Source organism: Zhongshania antarctica, assembly GCF_014202945.1.
Classification (GTDB): domain Bacteria; phylum Pseudomonadota; class Gammaproteobacteria; order Pseudomonadales; family Spongiibacteraceae; genus Spongiibacter; species Spongiibacter antarcticus.
Window position 1 is genome coordinate 395,004 of record NZ_JACHHW010000001.1, and the last position, 17,972, is coordinate 412,975.

General features: G+C 51.4%; 18 protein-coding genes. 5 read left to right on the forward strand and 13 right to left on the reverse strand.

Going from position 1 to position 17,972, the window contains the following annotated elements; translation table 11 throughout:
• The 3 genes from HNQ57_RS01775 to HNQ57_RS01785 all read right to left on the reverse strand — a co-directional run bounded on the left by HNQ57_RS01775 (nucleotide 1) and on the right by HNQ57_RS01785 (nucleotide 3,035).
• Nucleotides 1-702 (reverse strand): glutathione S-transferase family protein, encoded by a 702-nt coding sequence (locus HNQ57_RS01775; protein WP_184460901.1) that lies wholly within the window; start codon nucleotides 700-702, stop codon nucleotides 1-3.
• 11 nt (nucleotides 703-713) lie between these two features.
• Nucleotides 714-1,889 (reverse strand): acyl-CoA dehydrogenase family protein, encoded by a 1,176-nt coding sequence (locus HNQ57_RS01780; protein WP_184460902.1) that lies wholly within the window; start codon nucleotides 1,887-1,889, stop codon nucleotides 714-716.
• A 120-nt stretch (nucleotides 1,890-2,009) separates the two neighbouring features.
• Nucleotides 2,010-3,035: an AraC family transcriptional regulator gene (locus HNQ57_RS01785; RefSeq protein WP_184460903.1), complete on the reverse strand. Its 1,026-nt coding sequence runs from the start codon at nucleotides 3,033-3,035 to the stop codon at nucleotides 2,010-2,012.
• 182 nt (nucleotides 3,036-3,217) lie between these two features.
• Between HNQ57_RS01785 and HNQ57_RS01790 the strand changes: the two genes are divergently transcribed.
• The 4 genes from HNQ57_RS01790 to HNQ57_RS01805 all read left to right on the forward strand — a co-directional run bounded on the left by HNQ57_RS01790 (nucleotide 3,218) and on the right by HNQ57_RS01805 (nucleotide 6,494).
• On the forward strand, nucleotides 3,218-3,964 hold the full coding sequence (locus tag HNQ57_RS01790) for a hypothetical protein (RefSeq protein WP_184460904.1): 747 nt from the start codon (nucleotides 3,218-3,220) through the stop codon (nucleotides 3,962-3,964).
• Between the two features lie 63 nt (nucleotides 3,965-4,027).
• The gene (locus HNQ57_RS01795; RefSeq protein ID WP_184460905.1) at nucleotides 4,028-5,179 is read left to right on the forward strand and encodes an iron-containing alcohol dehydrogenase; all 1,152 of its coding nucleotides are present in this window, start codon (nucleotides 4,028-4,030) and stop codon (nucleotides 5,177-5,179) included.
• A complete protein-coding gene (locus HNQ57_RS01800) occupies nucleotides 5,176-5,616 on the forward strand; it encodes an acyl-CoA thioesterase (protein WP_184460906.1) in 441 nt (146 codons plus the stop codon). Before HNQ57_RS01795 ends, HNQ57_RS01800 begins: the two co-directional genes overlap by 4 nt.
• Nucleotides 5,617-5,636: 20 nt before the next feature.
• A complete protein-coding gene (locus tag HNQ57_RS01805; protein ID WP_184460907.1) occupies nucleotides 5,637-6,494 on the forward strand; it encodes an acyl-CoA thioesterase in 858 nt (285 codons plus the stop codon).
• A gap of 140 nt (nucleotides 6,495-6,634) precedes the next feature.
• Here HNQ57_RS01805 and HNQ57_RS01810 read toward each other — a convergent pair whose 3' ends face one another.
• The 10 genes from HNQ57_RS01810 to HNQ57_RS17800 form a co-directional block, all read right to left on the reverse strand.
• Entirely contained in the window at nucleotides 6,635-7,636 is a 1,002-nt protein-coding gene (locus HNQ57_RS01810; protein ID WP_221301536.1) for a pyridoxamine 5'-phosphate oxidase family protein, read from the reverse strand.
• 166 nt (nucleotides 7,637-7,802) lie between these two features.
• The gene (locus tag HNQ57_RS01815) at nucleotides 7,803-8,216 is read right to left on the reverse strand and encodes a DoxX family protein (protein WP_184460908.1); all 414 of its coding nucleotides are present in this window, start codon (nucleotides 8,214-8,216) and stop codon (nucleotides 7,803-7,805) included.
• A gap of 375 nt (nucleotides 8,217-8,591) precedes the next feature.
• Nucleotides 8,592-9,359: an enoyl-CoA hydratase-related protein gene (locus tag HNQ57_RS01820; RefSeq protein ID WP_184460909.1), complete on the reverse strand. Its 768-nt coding sequence runs from the start codon at nucleotides 9,357-9,359 to the stop codon at nucleotides 8,592-8,594.
• Between the two features lie 112 nt (nucleotides 9,360-9,471).
• On the reverse strand, nucleotides 9,472-10,146 hold the full coding sequence (locus HNQ57_RS01825) for a nitroreductase (protein ID WP_184460910.1): 675 nt from the start codon (nucleotides 10,144-10,146) through the stop codon (nucleotides 9,472-9,474).
• 1 nt (nucleotide 10,147) lies between these two features.
• Nucleotides 10,148-11,299: a CaiB/BaiF CoA transferase family protein gene (locus HNQ57_RS01830; RefSeq protein ID WP_184460911.1), complete on the reverse strand. Its 1,152-nt coding sequence runs from the start codon at nucleotides 11,297-11,299 to the stop codon at nucleotides 10,148-10,150.
• Nucleotides 11,300-11,367: 68 nt separating this feature from the next.
• Nucleotides 11,368-12,189 (reverse strand): crotonase/enoyl-CoA hydratase family protein, encoded by an 822-nt coding sequence (locus tag HNQ57_RS01835; RefSeq protein WP_184460912.1) that lies wholly within the window; start codon nucleotides 12,187-12,189, stop codon nucleotides 11,368-11,370.
• 117 nt (nucleotides 12,190-12,306) lie between these two features.
• A complete protein-coding gene (locus tag HNQ57_RS01840; protein ID WP_226968252.1) occupies nucleotides 12,307-13,938 on the reverse strand; it encodes an acyl-CoA synthetase in 1,632 nt (543 codons plus the stop codon).
• 209 nt (nucleotides 13,939-14,147) lie between these two features.
• Nucleotides 14,148-15,311: a thiolase domain-containing protein gene (locus HNQ57_RS01845; RefSeq protein WP_184460913.1), complete on the reverse strand. Its 1,164-nt coding sequence runs from the start codon at nucleotides 15,309-15,311 to the stop codon at nucleotides 14,148-14,150.
• Nucleotides 15,311-16,369, reverse strand: coding sequence for a thiolase domain-containing protein (locus HNQ57_RS01850; protein WP_184460914.1), 1,059 nt, complete (start codon nucleotides 16,367-16,369; stop codon nucleotides 15,311-15,313). The genes HNQ57_RS01845 and HNQ57_RS01850 overlap by 1 nt, the downstream gene beginning before the upstream one ends.
• 1 nt (nucleotide 16,370) lies before the next feature.
• A complete protein-coding gene (locus HNQ57_RS17800; RefSeq protein ID WP_184460915.1) occupies nucleotides 16,371-17,348 on the reverse strand; it encodes a Zn-ribbon domain-containing OB-fold protein in 978 nt (325 codons plus the stop codon).
• Nucleotides 17,349-17,437: 89 nt separating this feature from the next.
• On the opposite strand from HNQ57_RS17800, the gene HNQ57_RS01860 reads away from it, so the two are divergent.
• A complete protein-coding gene (locus tag HNQ57_RS01860; RefSeq protein ID WP_244966072.1) occupies nucleotides 17,438-17,950 on the forward strand; it encodes a YbaN family protein in 513 nt (170 codons plus the stop codon).
• Nucleotides 17,951-17,972: the final 22 nt, after the last annotated feature.

The following is a 17,972-nucleotide window of genomic DNA, read 5'->3' on the forward strand; positions in this document are numbered from 1 at the left end:
TTAGCCGAATAAATTGGGTACATTCGCAAACGGATACGGTGTTGGCGAAAACAAGGACGTCTCTTTGCCAATGGCCTCAGTTTTTTGAAAAGCGGCTCTCGCCGTCATACGTTGAAAATAATCTAGCACTTGAGGTTCATAAAACTGCGACAGACCTAAACCATCACCGAGGTATAAGGCATAGGCCACGGCAATATCGGCCACCGTAAAGCGCTCAGCGCAGAGAAACTCCCGCCCTGCTATATGGTTATTCAAGCGTTTGAGCCGCGCTAAAAACCATTTGTAATAATCCTCTACCACTTGGGGCTGACGGCGTTCCGGCGGCTCTAATTGCGAATAGCGCAAAACCAAGGTTTGCGGAAAGGTGAGCGTGGCATCGCTGTGAAACAGCCAATTAAGGTAGTCGCCGTATTCCGGGTGGTCTACTTTCAAGCCAAAGTCATAACGCTGGTAGCGCTCTACCAAATACAGACCAATCGCCGAGGACTCCGTCATGTGGGTATCGCCATCGACAAAATACGGGACCGTGCCCAGTGCATTGACGTCGAGGTAGTCGCGCTGAAACATCCGCGGCGGGAACGGCAGCACTTCTAGCTCATGCTCAATTCCCATTTCCTCTAGCGCCCATAGTGCGCGAAGGGACCGTGAGGTGTAGCAATGCCATAATTTTGGTTTAGTTTTAGGGCTCAATATTGCTGCCATGATTGGTGTCCTTAAAGCTTATATTGGCGCGCGGCAAGATCGCGCATAATTTCTTCGGAGCCGCCACCAATGGCGTTAACCCGCACTTCACGATAAAAGCGCTCTACGCGATTGCCCCGCAAATAACTGGCGCCACCAAGTATCTGACTCGCCTCCCGCGCGCAGTACTCCATGGTTTCGCTGGCTTGAACTTTGGCCATAGCTAAATCGCCAGGGTCGCAGCGGCCCTCAATGGCGGCCTGAGTGAGGTATTGCAAGTAGGCTTGAGTGGCATTGATTTTTTGCTTCATGCTCGCGATCTTGTGGCGAATCACTTGGTGGTCGGCCAAACGTTTACCAAAGGTTTTACGCTGCTGCGCCCACTCTACGGCGTCTTCTAAACAGGCGCGCGCAGCCGCTTCCATGGTCACCGCCAAACTTAAGCGCTCTGGATTGAAATTGGTCATAATAACCCAAAAGCCCTGGCCCTCTTCGCCCAGTAAATTCTCGGCAGGTACTCGCACATTATCAAAATAAATGGTGCCGGTGTCGGCGCACCACCAACCCTGTTTTCGATTTAGCGGCGTTCTTGCCACTCCCGGTAAGTCGGTTGGGATTAATAACATCGACACACCTCGGCCACCCTCCCCGCCAGTGCGCACCGCAGTAGACACCCAGTCGGCGCCCATCACCCCAGAGATAAAGGTTTTACTGCCATTAACAATATAGTGGTCGCCGTCACGAACAGCCGTAGTGGTGATACTGGCCACATCTGAGCCACCAGACGGCTCAGTGATACCCAGCGATATACGCTTTTCTCCGGCCAGAACCGGCGGCGCGACCATTTGCTTTAATGCCTCACTGCCGTAATTCATTACTGGCGGCAGGCCAATACCGTGAATAAGTAAATTACTGATAAGCCCACCCGCAGAACCGGCGCGGGTAAATTCTTCATTTGTGATGTTGACGTGCCATTGGTCAATACCCTCTGAAATACCACCATAGACTTCAGGGTAACCCAGTTGCAACACACCAATGTCGGCAGCTTTTTGCCAGAGGCTGTCGGGCACTTTGCCCGCCTCTTCCCAGTCATCAAGAAATGGTACGACTTCCTTTTCTAACCATTTGCGCAGCTGAGTACGCCACTCTTCATGTTCGGGGCGTAAATAGGGGTTATACAGACGCGCGCTATCAAAATTTAATGACATTGTGTTCACTCACTTTAGCTTGTTATTTAAAACGCCAAGTTAGTCTAGCGGCTCTGCAGAATTAGGCTTGGGCAAAGGTGCCAGCAGAGTCGGGAATGAGTGCCAATGAGAGGCGCGAGGCTATTTTTTGCGATAATCTCGCGGCGACTGGCCGTGCCAGCTACGAAATGCGCCAGAGAAGGAGCTCTGATCCATATAGCCCAATAAAAAGGCGATATCAGTGATACTCAGGCGCTCATCACTAAGGTATTGAATCGCAAGCTCGGCGCGCAATTCCTGTAATACCTGTAAGAACTGGGTGCCCTGCTCAGCTAAGCGGCGCTGTAAGGTACGCCGCGAGATATTAAGAGCTTCAGCTGCCTTGTCGATGTTCATATCGCCACTGGGCAGCAAACGCAGCAGCGTTTTGCGCACGGCAACAATAAAGTCATTGCTGTCGCTATTGTCTTCAAACAAATAGCGAATCGGCTGAGCCAGGGCTTGAACCCAATTTGCATCCAATTTTATCAGGGCATAATCAAGACAGGCCCGATCTAAATACACGCAACTGGTTGGCTGATCAAAGCGTAAACAGTCACCAAACTGCTGTTTTAACAAATTCAGGTCGGCGGGCTCGGCGTAGCTGAAATGCGCAGCCCGTATCGGTATTGGCCGCACGCACACGGAATTCACAATCGCCGCCGCAACCGACAGGGATGAATCACTCAGGTAGCGCTGAATGGCGCTCTCTGGCGCCAAAGGCTGCCAATCTAAACGAATAAATTCGCCCTCTCTGCGTACCTTAACCTCACCAATATCGCCCACAATTCGCAAGACACTGGGCATGACATTGAGGTATTCACGAAAGGTTGTACAGGCGGAACAGGCGTAGAGCTGGAGGTTCAAGCGGTTGACGTAGTCGATGCGACCAATATATAGACCAATATCTGGGCTTGCGACTTTCTGGGCTACCAGTTCATAAAGACGGAAAAGATCGCCCACAGGGTAACGACGATCGCTGTCTTCTAGCTCACTTAGGGTGACGCCCATCTCACTGAACAATGCCGTAATATCAGCGCCCAAAGCTTCCGCCGCCTGAAACAAGGCTTTAAAGGCCGAGCTATTTACTGCTCGCTCCGACGCTGCTGGCAAATCTGACACTGGCATTATTATGGACACTGCACAAAAATCTAAGTGTATGCGAGGCGCTCGCTACTGGGTAGCCTTAATTCTGCTCCTTCGCAAACCTGGCCGCTAAGCGCAGACTTCGCCGTAAACATAGACCTGAACAGACACTCGGCTATAATGTTTGTCTTGCTAAAATTCGCACTGTTTACTCTGGAGGCTCCTTGCGCTGTTCATCACAAACCAACACTCATCGCTCGCTATCGCCGGTCATAAAAGCGCTTAGCGTAGCTCTAATCATGCTTGCTGCGACCGGTAATTTACAGGCAGAAGTCAGCGTATCGACGCACATCTCCACTATTGGGCCAGGCATTGAATTGGGCTATAAACTTAGCCCAGCTTTTGGTGTGCGGGCTGGCTGGCAGCAATTTGCGACTGACTTTGACTTTAAGCCAGAGGACGAAAACGGTGTGCCTGGCGATGAATTAACGTATGAAGGCGATTTAGACCTGAAAAATGGCAGCCTTATGGCGGATTGGTACCCATACCAAGGTCGGTTTCGACTCACTGCGGGTTTATTACTCAATAATAGTGGCACCAAGCTCACCACCAATTGTAAAACCAACACCGCTGGCACAGTGCCTGTCGCGAATAGCTGCGAGGTTGGCGGCAGCAGCGTATCCGGCAGTGATATTGGAGAGGTCGACATTACCATCGACTTTGAGGAGAGGATTGCGCCTTATATCGGCTTAGGCTGGGCATTTCAGCAAGGTAAGAGCTGGTTTATTAGTGCCGACTTGGGCGTGGCATTTTTAGGCAAGGCTAACGCCGACATACAGACCACCGGCTCGTGTAATAACACTGAATCCTGCCGTTCCCAGCTTGACGACGAGGAGCGGGAGATTGAGGAGGACATGGAGTCTCTGAAGTTCTTCCCAGTTGCCAAACTGGGCTTTGGCTATCGTTTTTAACGCACTCAACTAGCCGAAAGGCGACATAAATAAAGAGTTGAGCGCGACAGAGGGAGGCCGAGCATGAGTACATTTGAGTTCCACACTACCAAGTCGATTGTTGTAGAGCGGGGCGCGGCGGCCAATATCGCGTCTCGGGTGCGCGACTTACACTGTGAGTCGGTATTGATTGTTACCGACCCAGGTGTACTGGCCGCGCAGTTACTCGACGCTGCACTAACGGATTTTACGCAACATAATATTAAGGTCAGCGTATTTTCAGATGTGGTCGCCGACCCGCCAGAATCAGTCATTTTTGCCGGCATCGCCGCCGCGAAGGCCGCCAACGCCGACTGTGTTATTGGTTTTGGCGGCGGAAGCTCCATGGACGTTGCCAAGTTAATCGCCCTGCTTGTCTACGGCAGCCAATCGCTTGCGGATATTTATGGTGTCAACCAAGCCAAAGGGCCCCGCCTACCGTTAATACTGGTGCCAACCACCGCGGGTACAGGATCAGAAGTCACCGCCATTGCCATTGTTACCACCGGCGCAAATGAAAAAAAAGGCGTGGTGTCACCCTTGTTGTTACCTGATGTTGCCCTGCTCGACGCAAGGCTAACACTCGGCTTGCCCCCCGCAGTCACAGCCGCAACCGGTATCGATGCCATGGTGCATGCCATAGAAGCCTATACCAGCAAACGCCTTAAAAACCCCATTTCAGACGCCTTGGCCAAAGATGCCCTGCGCTTGCTCGCCGCCAATATTCATACCGCCTGCGAACACGGCAATAATATTCAAGCGCGGGAAAATATGCTGCTCGGCGCCTGTTTGGCGGGCATGGCCTTCGCCAACGCCCCTGTGGGCGGTGTGCACGCCCTAGCCTACCCAGTGGGTGCCCGCTTCCACGTTCCCCACGGTCTGTCTAATTCATTAATGCTAGGGCCGGTATTGCGCTTTAATAGGAGCGAGGCTGAAGCCCTGTACGCAGAACTCGCCGAGGTGGTCTACCCCGCCGCCAGCGGCAGCGGCTTTCGCCGGGCAAGTATGCTGATTGAATATTTGCAAACCCTGCCCGCTGAGCTGGGAATTGCCACGCGCCTTAGCGACGTCGGCATTAGCGAACAAGATGTCGACAATTTGGCTGAAGACGCCATGAAGCAAACACGGCTGCTCATTAACAACCCTAGGGAAATAAGTTTGGCCGATGCAAAAGCCCTATACAAGGAGGCCTTATGAGCGAGAAAGCCCCCGTGCCCACACGTGACGACTACCCCCATTTTTGTGAAATTCAAACCCGCTGGCACGACAACGACGTGTACCAACACGTAAACAACGTGATTTATTATTCCTTTTTCGATACCGCCGTCAATGAGCATTTAATTAACAGCGGCGTCCTCGATATTGCAACTAGCCCTGCGATTGGTCTAGTAATTGAAACTCAGTGCCAATACTTTTCTTCGGTGAGTTTTCCTGACAAAGTGAGTGTCGGTCTAAAGGTGGTCCATTTAGGTAATAGCAGTGTGCGCTATGAAACCGCGCTATTTCGCAATAACGACACAGACGCGGCGGCCCTCGGTCGCTTTGTCCATGTTTATGTCGACCGTCAAAGCAATCGGCCCGTGCCCATACCGGACCCAGTCCGCAAGGTATTAAAAAGCATTACCGTCAATTAAGACGACAAGGAGAGCTATTCATGTCAGACCCACTGCAGCAAGTCATCGCGCTACTCGGCCTAGAAAAAATTAACGAAAACCTGTACAGAGGACAGTCCGAAGCCACCGACTGGGGTCGGGTATACGGCGGCCAAGTTATTGCGCAAGCACTTTCCGCCGCGGCGCAACAGGTCGACCCCAAGCGCCACATTCACTCCTTCCACTCCTATTTTTTGCGGCCGGGGGACCCCGAACACCCCATTATTTTTGAGGTGGAAAGCAATCTCGACGCCGGCACCATCTCCAACCGTCGCGTTAAAGCGGTGCAGCGTGGCCAAACCATCTTTTTTATGACCAGCTCATTTCAGCTCAATATCGACAGCTTTGATCACCAATCAGAAATGCCTGACGTGCCGCCACCAGAAAACCTACCAAAGGAAATGGAGTTATCTGCGGAGGCGATACGCTTGACACCCGAAGAGTGGCTGCCCAAATTTAATGCCGTTCGCGCCATCGATTTTCGTGCAGTCGGTCATGACGACCCTAACATGCCAAGCAATCATAAGCGCATGTGGATGAAACCAAACGGCCCGCTACCCAACGATCCCTGCGTACACAATTACCTATTAGCCTACGCATCAGACTTTTGTTTTTTATCTACCGCGAGCCACCCTCACAATGTGTCGTTTATGACCGAGGATATGCGCATGGCTACCATCGACCACAGCATGTGGTATCACCGTCCATTTGATTTTAACGACTGGCTGCTCTACGACATGGACAGCCCCAGCGCCTCTAACGGCCGAGGATTTGTGCGCGGCAAGATTTATGATCGCGCCGGAAGATTAGTGGCCAGCAGCACCCAAGAGGGCATCATGCGTATGAAGCGGGGGAGCTAAAAAACCCCACAGCAATCCAAACGACAGCTGTTAGTGGCTTACAATTATTGATAGCGGCGACCTAAACTGTTTACAAAAAGAAGGTCGCCCCGCTATTTAGTCAAGCCGCTCTATCGCGGCAACGGCGCAGCATCTGCAACTCAATACATATTCTTTTTATAGTCCAAGGCCAAACCTTTCTCCATCGCGCCAGGCAAAGACACTGCTGCACGGGCGATTTTTGCTTGTATGGAGTTTTCTTTACTTTGTTTTATGTGCGACTTGAATATTTCTGAAGGAATCAGATCTTTAGGCGCCATTTGCGACGGCCACAGCGCAGATTCGGTAAGCGCTATGCTCGGTTTTATTTGCATTGCGCTAGGATTTATTTTTGTAACAATCAATGGCTCCTTGCCTTGGACTGTAAATCGCTGCAAGAGACCTTCGTCAGTACAAAGCGCCGCCGTGCCTCGCAGCACCAGTATGTCTTTACACCCTGGCACCATCGCTATAATGCTAACTTTTGGCTGCTCAATAATATTGCGAAAGCTGTCAATTCTGCGATTACCGGGCCTATCCGCCAAATAAATGATGCCCTCTTCCTCTTGTATTAGGAAGTTTTCCGGGTCGCCCTTAGGACTGACATCCGCTTGCCCGCTACTATTGATAGTGGCCAGCGCTAAAAATGTAGCCTGCTGTATATATTCCGATACCGCGTCGTTTGATCGTTCAAATGAGCGAGGTGCCCAAAAATTTGAGCGACGGAAGGCCTTGGCGCAATGCAAATAGCACTCGTCTACGCGCAAAGTCAGCAGGTCGTCAGCAACATTAGCGACCGTGCCATTAACCCGCAAGGTTTCATCCATACCGCTTACGATAAACAATGCACCAAAAGACAAACCGTTCTCGACAATACTCCCCGTATCTAAAGCGCTTAAAGGAATGAGTAAATGCCTAGCATCAAGCACAGATACAAAGCCCTCGCCGCCGCCAGCGGCTGAGAGCTGAATATGCCCATCGTTACCAAATCCGAAAAACCCGAAGCGGGTATATGACAGCCAGCGCCGAGCATGCTCGTCAATATGATCGATAACTTTTAAGTCACGAGGCGCAGGGAGTTTTCCCACTCTTTTCTGTACTTGTTCAAGGCTAGTCAACTTCAAAAGTATTTACTCTCTGAAAATCTTGAGCATAATCCCGCCGTAAAGTGCGCAAGGTACGAGCGTCGCATTTGACGTGCTTGTTACTTTTTTGCCACACTCTTAACTCGCCAAGCTGCAAGCCACGTTAGAGACATGTAGTGAAAAAAATGACGCTGAATCCCTTAATTTATAGCGATTTGTCACTTTTCCACCATCCATCCAGAGATAGTCGACGTAGCGAAGCATAACCCGCAACAACCAGTAATCCTGCCATGATTCCCAGATTTTTGACGAAATTCTGCATCTCACGAGCGACCATATCATCGCTCATACTCCAAAAATTGTGCAGCATGAAATTGACAAGCAGCACGTAAACTACAAAGCCATAGGCGACAATTTTAACGTGCCGACCGGACATCAATAAAATCCCGCCAATCACGCTCACTGCCCCTGCAAACCACAAAAATTTGGGTGCGAACGCAATATCATGCGACTGCATGTAGGCTTCCATTTTTTCTGATTCAGTAAACTTGCGTAATCCCGGCACGAAAAAATAGAGACCGAGGAGGAATCGTCCAAGAGTTATGCTGAATTTATCCATTTGTTACTACTCTTCGTTAAGGGGCTTATGGGGTCAGACATTCTACAGTTGGGTAACACCGGTAGCACGCGCGTTTTTATTGTGGCGCCAGAGGCGCAACGACAATATCGTGGCTGCGCCTACCATTGTTAAACATTAGTTGCTCTGTTGAAATGCCTTTTTAATTTTTACTTGACCACTACAGAAAGAGCGTACTGAGTTCGGCAGGCAGCCTACAATGCCGATAAGGAATTACGTCAACTCACGCTTTTGATGCTAGATAATAGACTCCGCAGTAAGCTGCGAAATCCAAAAGTTTCTTACAGTAAGCACCTAAAAGGTAATGACTAAATCTACGCGGGGCTGAAACCCACCTTGCGCAACAATGGGCTTTGCCTATTTTCTAAACTGTTTAAAGTCAGGTTTGCGCTTTTCCATAATGGCCATTACCGCTTCAATATTTTCTGGGCTGCCCGCCAATCGCGCCATACCTTCGGTTTCGCCGCCCATGGCGGAGTGAATGGCTGCGCGGTGAACATTGCGCATTAACTTTTTAGTTTCCACTAGGGAGTTGACCGGCCACTGGGCAATTTCGCGGGCTTTGCCCATTGCCTTGGCAAGGACCTCGTCATCACTAAACTGAGCCGTGGCAATACCTAAGCTGACTGCACGTTCTGCGTTTATCCACTCAGAGGTATACATTAGTTCTGCGGCTTTACGGGCGCCAATAATCGCCTGTAATTGATAGCTACTGCCCCACTCTGGCACCAAACCCAATGCGGTAAAAGGGAAGCGTAAACGCAGACTCTCACCGACATAGATCACATCGGTATGCAGCAATAAGGTAGCGCCGCCACCAACGGCAACACCACAGGCGGCACTGATAACAGGTTTATCGAAATCTACCAGCGCTTTTGCCGATATCGCAAAGGGATGTTCGCCATCTGACTCTGAAAAATCATTGAGATCTACCCCAGAGGAAAAGTCGTTACCTGCGCCAGTGATGACCACACAGGCAACTGCGGGATTCTCACCGGCGGCAATTAAAGCATCTCGAAACGCCAGCCACTGTTCATTACTAAAGGCGTTTTTTCTCTTGGGCCGGTTGAGGGTTAACAGCAATACGCCATCGTCGTCGAGTTGTTGTAGTACGGTGTCGCTCATTTAGGGCCTCAATTTTGGTCTTTTTAATATTAAATGGCGTCGTGCTTTTACAACGCACAGACTTTGAATTTTACGTCAGACGTCTGACGTCGGACGTCCGACAAAGGCAGCCTTAATCATAAAATCGCACGCAGTCCGCCAACGCCGCCCGTTCAGTTCGACAGCTATTCACCGAGTCGCTGGTGTCTTCATAGCCAAATGAAAGGCCAAACAGAAGCTTATTACTGGGGTCGATGCCGAGCTCCTCGCGCACTATGTCGCAGTTAAAACTCAAGGCAGTTTGCGGACAGCTGGCTAGGCCATGAGCAGTAAGACTAAGCATGAGGGTTTGAGCATACATGCCCAAGTCGGCGGCCTCACGCAGGCCGAAACCCTCAGGCAAGAAGAGAAAAGCGACGTGGGGCGCACCAAAGAAGGTAAAATTATTGGCAAACTGTTCGCTACGGGCCGCTTTATCATCGCGACGAATACCCATTGCGCCATACAATGTTGCGGCGGCGGCGTATTGCCGCTCTTTATAAACACCGGCGTATTTGCCGTCGTAGGGAAAGTCCATTGTCCAGGCGCCGCTGTTAAAGGCGTGTGGGATTTTATTGCGCAACCGTTCTATGGATTCACCACTTGCTACAGCGACCTGCCAAGGCTGGGTGTTGCAGTTGGAGGGCGCCTGTTGCGCGGAGGTGAATGCTGCCTCTAATATTGCGCGGTCTACTGGCGCGGGCAAAAAACTGCGCACCGAGCGACGCTGCTGTACAACTGCTGAAAATATTGCTGCTGATTCGGACATTTTAATCTGCCTGTTTTACGGCGCCGTTCGCCATTAGCTCTGCAATTACCGATGCATCGAAGCCGAGCTGCTGTAACAGTGCGCGGGAGTCTTGCCCCTCTGCGATGGGGCCGTGTTTGAGTTCACCCGGCGTACGCGAAAACCGTGGCGCGGGTGCCGATTGTAAAACGCCATCGCGGCGCACTAAGTTTTGACGGTGCTGATTATGGGCGTGGGTCTCCGCTTCGTCTAGATCTAAGACCGGTGCAAAACAGGCGTCGCTACCTGCAAAAACATCACACCACTGCTCGCGGGTTTTCTCTAGAAAACGCGCTGCCATCGCCGCTCTGCGCTCTGGCCACGCCGCTTTATTCATTTGGTTCAAATAGTCGGTGGCGCCAAAATCAAGCTCGAGCTTGTCTAGGAGCTGCGCATAGAAATGCGGCTCTACCGCGCCGACTGACACCGAGCGGCCATCTTTGCAGAGGTAGTTTCGGTAGTACGGCGCGCCGCCATCCAGTAAATTTTGCTCGCGTTGGTTTTCCCAAAAGCCAATGCCTTTCAGACCGTGAATGGTGCTGAGCAATGAAATTGCGCCGTCACAAATGGCTGCATCAACAACTTGGCCACGCCCAGATTGATGACGTTCTAATAAAGCCGACAATATTCCCAGCAATAAGAACATGGAGCCGCCGCCCAGGTCACCAATGACGTTAAGGGGCACCGGCGGCGCCTCATTGGCATTGCCAAAGCTGTCGAGCATTCCGGTTATAGCAATGTAATTAAGGTCGTGGGCGGCGGTTTTGGCCAGTGGCCCGTCTTGTCCCCAGCCGGTCATGCGCGCATAGACCAGGCGCGGATTGCGCTGAGCGCAAACGTCGGGGCCGAGCCCGAGCTTTTCCATGACACCGGGACGGAAACATTCAATAAGCACGTCGGCGTTTTCTAAAAGCTGCAATACAACATCGACCGCACCAGGCTTTTTGAGATCAAGGGCAATGGATTGCCGCCCGCGCGCCGTTACATCGCCGGGGTTCGCGCCCATACCGCCACCGCTGGCGCGGTCAATACGAATAACCTCGGCGCCCAGATCAGCCAATAACATACAGGCGTAGGGTGCAGGACCAATGCCTGCCATTTCAATAATGCGGATACCGCTTAGGGGGCCGGACATAGGAAAGAACCTTCGGTTGAGCCGGACGTCGGGCGTCGGACTTCAGACATCCGACGCCAGACCAAGCCTTATTCGCCCTTAAATACCGCGGGACGCTTCTCTTTGAAAGCGCGCATACCTTCTTTGGCATCTTTAGACGCGAATACTGGACCCGCCAGTTCATCGGATTTCTGCATGGCTTCGTCTTCGCTTAGGTGCTCGGTGTGCTCACGCAGAGAGCGCACCACTGCCTTCACGGCCAAGGGGCCGTTAGCGCAAATTTTAGCGGCAAATTTCTTGGCTTCATTAAGGGTTTCACCCTTGGGCACCACGCGGTTGATTAAGCCAAACTCCAATGCCTGTTGAGCGCTGACACGGTCGCCGGTTAGCAGTATTTCTGCGGCAATGCAGTAGGGAATTTGCTTGCGCAGGCGAATAGTCGAGCCCGACATTGGGTAAAGCCCGCGTGCCACTTCGGTAACGCCAAAGATGGCATCTTCGGCAGCGACGCGAATATCGGTGCCTTGCAGTATCTCGGTGCCACCGGCCAGCGCATAGCCTTCTACCGCCAGAATAATGGGCTTGCAGGGGCGATTTTCCCGCAATAACGCCTGCCAATGCACATTGGGCACCGTGGCCATAATAGTCATGAACTCTTCCGCGGTGGCTTGGTCGCCATCGGGACCAACTTTTAAATCCATACCGGCACTGAAGGTATCGCCCTTGGCCGTGATAATAGCACAATAAAGATTATCGTCTTCGTCGAGTAGACGCCAGGCTTTGTACATACCGAGCAGCATTTCTGAGCTAAACGCATTTTTCGCTTCAGGCCGATTTAAGGTAACAATTAAAACATTGCCCTCTTGTTCGACGAGGCAGTGCTTGGTGCTGATGTTTAATTCTGTTGGCATATTCGCTCCGTTTTCTTATTGCTCGATGCTGAACGGGAGATGGGAGACGCAAAACCCGACGGATCTGTGGTTTTTTCTTAGCTTAGCGTATACCGTCTCCCTTCAAGCGTCTCCCGCCTAGGCCACTGCGCCCTTGCCACTTTCTGCAAAAGCCTTGGCCGTCTTGTAATCTGGCTTGCCGCTTGGCGCACGTGGCAGCTCTTCAATAAGGTGAATTTCGCGGGGGACTTTATAGCCCGCAATATGTTTACGGCAGTGTTCTTGCACATTATTCAGGTCGAGTTTTATACCTTTACGCGCCTGAATAACGGCGCTAACACGACTACCCCATCGGTCATCAGCAACACCGACCACAAGTGCATCAAAAATACCTTCATGGGCTTTGAGCGCGACTTCAACTTCTTCGGGGAAGATTTTCTCGCCGCCACTATTGATGCAGTTAGAGCCACGGCCAAATACGGTTATTGAGCCATCGTCCTCGAGCTTGGCGGCGTCGCCAGTCAGTAACCAACGCTTGCCATCAACCTCCAAGAAGGTTTTTGCCGTTTTAACGGGGTCATTGTAGTAACCCATAGGGATATAACCCGCGCGAGCAAAAATACCGGTTTCACCCATTTCAGCATGGCGTGGGGCCTTGCCCTCTTCCTCGACAATGACATCCATATAATCTGTGCGGCTGACATTCCCCAAACCAGAAGCAGTTTTTTTGCTGCCGTTGTCCATACCCATTTGGCCGCCCTCAGAGGAACCAAAGGCATTGGTGATAAAGACATTGGGGAAAAACTTTTTAAAGGCGTCTTGTTTTGCTTCAGAAAAAATTGCACCACCAGAGCCAACATTGAATACATTGGATAAATCCCAGCGATCTGGGTTTGCGGCCAAGCTATCCAGCAGAGGAATAGCCATGGCGTCGCCGACAATCTGTACCGCATGCACTTTCTCATCGGCAACAATTTGCCAAACTTTATCGCCGTCAAAGGATCGGTTGTGATTCAGAACCAAGGTATTGCCAGCGAGCAATTGAATACAGGCATACCACCAAGAGGCGCCGTGCATCAATGGCGCCAGGGCGATCCCGCGCAAGGGATTTTCCATCACTCGCTCGCGAATATCCTCAGGCTTTTCGCATGCCCCCAGTGGCGAGAAGTGGCCACCGCCGCCCATCGCTGCAAAGAATACGTTTTTATGCGGCCACATTACGCCCTTGGGCATACCTGTGGTGCCACCGGTATAGAGAATAAAGTAATCCTCATCAGCGCGTTCGGCAAAATCACGGGCCTTACTTTGGCTTTCGCTAGCGTTGTGATAATCAACTGCACCAATTAGCGACAGATCTTCATTGGTTTCGTCGGCCACCGAAACAAAGATTTTCAGTTTTTTAGCCGCATCGCGAACTTCAGCAATGGCGGGGATAAATTCGCGATGATGGATACAGGCCACCATGTCGGCATTATCAAAAATATAGAGCAACTCATCTTTTACATAGCGATAATTTACGTTAATGGGTACCGCACGAATTTTAAAACAGGCGAGCATCGCTTCCAGATACTCACTGCAGTTGTACATATACAAACCGACATGATCACCAGCTTTTACACCCTGCGCCGCAAGATAATGCGCCATTTGGTTGGCGCCCGCATCTAAGTCTGCAAAGCTGCTGCGCCGATCGCCACAAACCAAGGCTTCGCGCTCAGGTACTTTGTCAGCTACGGCTTCGAATAAATCGGCAAGATTAAAGTGCATTCCCATAAGGCAGTCCTTTCTTATTTTCAAGGCGATACATCGTCGCGCCCTGCAGTTTTGCGTGATTGCTATTGCTACCGTTAACCACATCATTACTGACGAAAGTTAACGGTCACTAGGCTATTGTTCGATAAAGACCAATGTAGCAATCACTGCTAGTGCTGACCATCCTCCCAAGGGACGAGGCCAGCAACCAGCAGTGCCAATAGTAACAATTAAGGCTTGTCGGCACTCACTACCCACATTGAGAAGAACTGGGCACCACCGCCATAGGCATGACCTAATGCCGTTTTTGCGCCCTCTACCTGGTGGCCATGAGCTTCACCGCGCACTTGCTGAGCCGCTTCAGCAAAGCGAATCATACCGGAAGCGCCGATCGGATTTGATGACAAGACCCCACCAGAGCAATTCCACGGTATATCACCGCCTTCAATCAAGGAGGTTGCATTATTCATGGTTAATTCCCAGCCCTTGCCAACATCCGCAAAACCAAGGTTTTCAAGCCACATAGGTTCGTACCAGGAAAACGGCACATAGACCTCAGCGCAGTCCAGATCTTTGCGGGGATTGTGTATACCAGCTTGGGCATACACATCTTTGGCGCAGTCGATACCAGCCTGAGGGTTAACCTGTTCGCGACCAGCATACATGGTCGGCTCAGAACGCATAGCGGTACCGCGAATCCAAGCGGGTTTGCGCGGCGATTTTGTGGCCAAATCTTCATTGGCGATAATCATTGCACAAGCACCGTCAGAGGAAGGACAGGCTTCCAAAAAGCGCAGCGGCTCCCAGAGCATAGGACTGTCTTCCACTTCTTTCATGGTGATATTGGGCAGCTGCAAATGTGCCAAGGGGTTTCTGGCACCGTGTAGACGGTCCTTCACTGCGACTTTAATACCGGCGTCATAGGGCGCGTCGGAGCGGCGCATATACTCGCGAATAATTGGCGCGAAATAACCACCGGCACCGGCATTCAAGTGCGGCGAAAACGGCTGCGGGTTAGACAATGCCCACATGGCATTAGACTCTGACTGCTTTTCAAACGACACAGTTAATATGCGTTTAAACACGCCGCTCTGCACATAAGAAGCCGCCACAATGGCGGTAGAGCCGCCCACCGAACCCGCTGTGTGCACACGCAGCATAGGCTTACCGTTACACCCTAAGGCGTCGGTGAGGTAAAGCTCAGGCATGATAATGCCTTCAAACATATCCGGCGCTTTGCCTAGAATAACGGCATCGATGTCATCCCAGGTCAGATCAGCATCTTCAAGTGCGGCGATAGCCGCCTCGCGCACTAAGCCTGCAATCGAAACGTCTTTACGTTTGGTTTTATATTTGGTTTGGCCTACGCCAACAACCGCTGCTAACTGGGCCATTATTTCGCCTCCAATACGGTAACCAGATTTTGTTGTAGGCACGGGCCCGAGGTGGCGTGGGCAACGCCGCGCTTGGCTTCGCCGCGAATAATACGCATGGCCACTTCGCCAACGCGAGACAAGCCAGACGCCATCATCACATTGCCCGCCAACACCCCGCCTGAAGGGTTGATCACGGTGTCGTCGCTCAGACCCAAGGCCTGCTTGAGGATAATTTCCTGGTGACTAAAGGGTGCGTACAACTCAGCAACATCCACTGGCCCACTTGCCACACCAGCCGCTTTACCGGCAATTTCGGTCGACACTGAGCGGCTCAAATCCCGCGAGCCGATATGGTGAGTCTCAATACGGTGATCGATGCCTTTAATGACGGCATAGGGCTTACCCCACTCTTCGGCTTTTTCTACTGTGCAAATAATCATTGCGCAGGCACCGTCGGAAATTGGGCAGCAGTCATGACGACGCAATGGCGACATATACATTGGCTCGTCTAATAGACTCGCGGCGTCACCGTCACTTTTAAGCTGGGCATAGGGATTACTCAAAGCGTTATTACGCGAGCGGGCAACCACTTCGGCCATGTCTAACTCGGTGATCGCGCCGGAGTCCAACATGGTGCGCGCCTGCATCGCGGCAAAGGCGATGGAATCGACCCACAGAGGTGCTAGGTAGTAGGGGTCGAGCTGCTGGGACAAAACAATGGGTAGTTCACCCGGCGATGACTTGCCAAAGCCGTAGAGCAGTGCGGATTCCGCGTGGCCCATTTGAATTTTCAACCACGCTTCGTACAGCGCCCATGCCGCGTCCATTTCGACGTGGGATTCTTTAATTGGCGGCACCGCGCCAAGGGCGTCTACGCCGGCGACAAAGGCAAATGCCGCGCCCTGCTGGTAATCACAGCTACCAGAGCAGGTAAAGTCGACGTCTTGTGCATTCGTGATACCGGCCTGCTTATAGACTTCTTGCAGCACTGGCATAATCAGTTCTACTTCGTTTTGCGCACCAGCGTCGCGCTGGCAATTGGATTGCGCAAAGGCAACTATCGCAACATCACGCATCTTATTTGCCCTCGTCGATTAATTTTCCGATTTCGCTAAACGCCATATCCGGCTCGTCGATCGGTTTGAAATATCTGATGTTTTCCATGGCGTAGCCCCATTCTTCCTCGGGTTTCCACACGGCTTCAACCCGCATACCAATACGCACATCTTCGTTCTTACATTCACTGAGCAAATGCAAGAAGCTTAAATTCGCGCCGTCTAATACTAGGTTAGCAATTACATACGGAGGCTTGATCGGGTTGCCTGGAATTGGAATATAGACAATGGTGAAGGACTCCACTGTGGCTTTATTGCCCAGCACGACCTCTTCTACCGTTGGCACGCCACAGGCGGCACAGGAGCCACGCGGTGGAATATACACATTGCGGCAATTGGGGCAGCGCTGACCTACCAGTTGCCCTTTTTTAATGGAGTGTAAATACTGCGCCGTGGCCTTGCCCGCCGTAAAATTGTAGGTAAGGTAAATTGGCGCTTCCATACCAGTAATGGTGTCAGTTGCGTCATTGGGTTTTAAATCACCCAATAAGGCCATGGCATCAGGCACAAAGCCGTTGACATCGCCCATTAAACCCTTGGTTTCTTCGGCCCAGCGCACTTTAACGCGCATGCCCGTGCTCATTGCCACTTCCTCACCGGCGTCAACCCAGTGCAGCATGGGCGTGTCGGCACCATCGAGCTGGATCATTGCCCAAGCAAAAGGCTTATCACTAGGGTGAGCTTTGCGAGGATGACTAACCCAGCACCAAGTTTTGACCACACCACTGTCGGGAAGATCGACAAATTCAGTCAATGCTGCAGCACTGACTGGATCGAACTCCACTGGTGGCATGAGTACCTTGCCATCGCTGGCTTTAATACCCACCATTTTGCGATTACGCAATGAGGTCAGGAACTGACCGACAATAGGCCCTGTCGAACGGGTATACGTGTACCCGAGGGTAAAGGCCTGGCTAAGCACTTCAGCCGATGCAGCCATCTGATTTCTCCTTCACGATTAAATACGGTAAATTCCAACGCGCGCCTGAATTGTTAACAAAAACGATTGTTACAACAGCGTCGTCCAGAATGAGATATTCTGTAAGGAGTATCTCTGGGCCGCCAAAATCAGACAATGTCGCTGCTGATCAAGTCGCTGACAAAAACGATCATGCCCAGCCGCTTCATATAGGACCAACAATGCCGCCAAAAGCCCCATACCAACACCGCAACCCCATTGTTCGCTATGCGCTGTTCACTTTAGGCTGGATTTCCTTTGTATTAGGTATGATTGGCTTGCTACTGCCGGTGATACCGACATCACCTTTTTTATTGCTCAGCGCCGCCTGCTTTTTACGCAGTTCACCGCGTTTCTATATTTGGCTGACCGAGCATCGCTGGTGGGGCCGCTATATTCTTTACTTTTTGGACGGACAAGGCATTCCACGACGCATTAAAGTGCTCATACTCAGCATGCTGTGGATTATGATTTTGAGCAGCGCTTTTTTAATCGTTAAGATTATGTGGGTTTCAGTGACGATGATTATTATTGCGGGGGCGGTTTCTATTTATATTATTAAGCTGCCGGAGCCCCAGGAGTGACGGTGGACGGGAGACGCTAAAA